This window comes from Pseudomonas fluorescens, from assembly GCF_902497875.1.
Classification (GTDB): domain Bacteria; phylum Pseudomonadota; class Gammaproteobacteria; order Pseudomonadales; family Pseudomonadaceae; genus Aquipseudomonas; species Aquipseudomonas fluorescens_BR.
In genome coordinates, this window is record NZ_CABVHY010000104.1 from 1 (window position 1) to 1,861 (window position 1,861).

Annotated in this window: 2 protein-coding genes; both read left to right on the forward strand. The window is 61.0% G+C overall.

Annotation, left to right across the window (positions count from 1 at the left end; translation table 11 throughout):
• Positions 1 to 153: 153 nt before the first annotated feature.
• A complete protein-coding gene (locus F8N85_RS33855) occupies positions 154 to 1,464 on the forward strand; it encodes an MFS transporter (protein ID WP_150806449.1) in 1,311 nt (436 codons plus the stop codon).
• A gap of 62 nt (positions 1,465 to 1,526) precedes the next feature.
• Positions 1,527 to 1,861 (forward strand): helix-turn-helix domain-containing protein (locus tag F8N85_RS33860; RefSeq protein WP_150807672.1); only part of this gene is annotated, 335 nt, incomplete at its 3' end.

Below are 1,861 nucleotides of genomic sequence, written 5' to 3' on the forward strand. Positions count from 1 at the left end.
TGTGGGAGCGAGCTTGCTCGCGATGACGTCGACCCAGTCACAGAGACTCTTCAGGCAAACCGCGCCGGCCCGATCGCGAGCAAGCTCGCTCCCACAGGACCGCGTCGTTTCTATCTTTACCGCCCTCAATAAACACAAGAAGAGGCACTCCCCATGCAACCGGAAAGCTTTACCGGGCAGGCGTCGTTGGTGACGCCGAGCCGCAAGCGTTTTTTCATCATGCTGCTGTTGTTCATCACCGTGGTAATCAACTATCTGGACCGCAGCAACCTGTCGATTGCCGCCCCGGCACTGACCAGCGATTTGGGTATCGATCCGATTCATGTCGGGCTGATCTTCTCCGCGTTCGGCTGGACCTACGCGGCGATGCAGATCCCCGGTGGCTGGCTGGTGGATCGGGTGCCGCCACGCATCCTCTACAGCGTGGCCTTGCTGTTGTGGTCGGTGGCCACAGTGATGCTTGGCTTCGCCGCGAGCTTCATCGCGTTGTTTGTACTGCGCATGGCCGTGGGCGCGCTGGAGGCCCCGGCCTATCCGATCAACAGCCGTGTGGTGACCACCTGGTTTCCCGAGCGTGAACGCGCAACCGCCATCGGCTTCTACACCTCCGGGCAATTCGTCGGGCTGGCGTTCCTCACCCTGGTGCTGGCCTGGCTGCAACATCATTATGGCTGGCAAATGGTGTTCGTCAGCACCGGTGCGGTGGGGATTATCTGGGCGCTGATCTGGTACGCGGTGTATCGCGAGCCACGGGATTTCAAGGGCGCCAACCAGGCCGAAATCGACCTGATCAGCGAAGGCGGCGGGCTGGTGGATATCCAGGCCGAGACCGCCAAACGCAAGGCTCCGTTCAGCTGGACCGACCTCGGCATTGTGTTGAGCAAGCGCAAGTTGTGGGGTATCTATCTGGGGCAGTTCTGCCTTAACTCGACGTTGTGGTTCTTCCTGACCTGGTTCCCGACCTATCTGGTGAAGTACCGTGGCATGGACTTCATCAAGTCCGGGCTGCTGGCGTCGCTGCCATTCCTCGCGGCTTTCGTCGGGGTGCTCTGCTCGGGGTTCTTCTCCGACTGGCTGATCCGCCGCGGCGCGACCGTCGGCTTTGCCCGCAAGCTGCCGATCATAGGCGGGCTGCTGATATCCACCTCGATCATCGGCGCCAACTTTGTCGAATCGACGCCGCTGGTGATTGCCTTCCTGGCGCTGGCGTTTTTCGGCAACGGCCTGGCGTCGATCACCTGGTCGCTGGTCTCGACCCTGGCGCCTGCACGCTTGTTGGGGCTGACCGGTGGTGTGTTCAACTTCATCGGCAACCTGTCGGCGATCACCACGCCGATCGTCATCGGCTTTCTCGCCAGCGGTAACTCATTCGCCCCGGCGATCACCTACATCGCCGTGCTGGCACTGATCGGTGCATTGTCTTATGTGCTGCTGGTGGGCAAAGTGGAGCGCATCAAACTCTAGTAAGCGTTAGTGCGGGCGACCATAATGCCGCCCGTTCTCTCGCTCATTGTTGAAGGCCGGATATGCAGGAAGACGCCGCAAAAAACGCCAAGGAAATCGCGCCGACCGGCACCCAGACGCTGCTGCGTGGCCTGGGTGTGGTTCAGGCCGTGGCCAGTGGCGCTCGCGATCTGAAGGAAATTGCCCGGCTGATCGGTACCACCCGCAGCACCACTCACAGGCTGGCCAGTTGTCTGGTGGACGAGCGTTATTTGCGGGTAGTACCGCAAATCGGTTATCTGCTCGGGCCAAAGCTGATCGAACTGGGTTTCCAGGCCCGCGAAGAGTTGCCGTTGGTGACCCTGGCCGGGCCGTTTCTGGATGAGCTGTCGGCGTTGACCGGCGACACCATTCACCT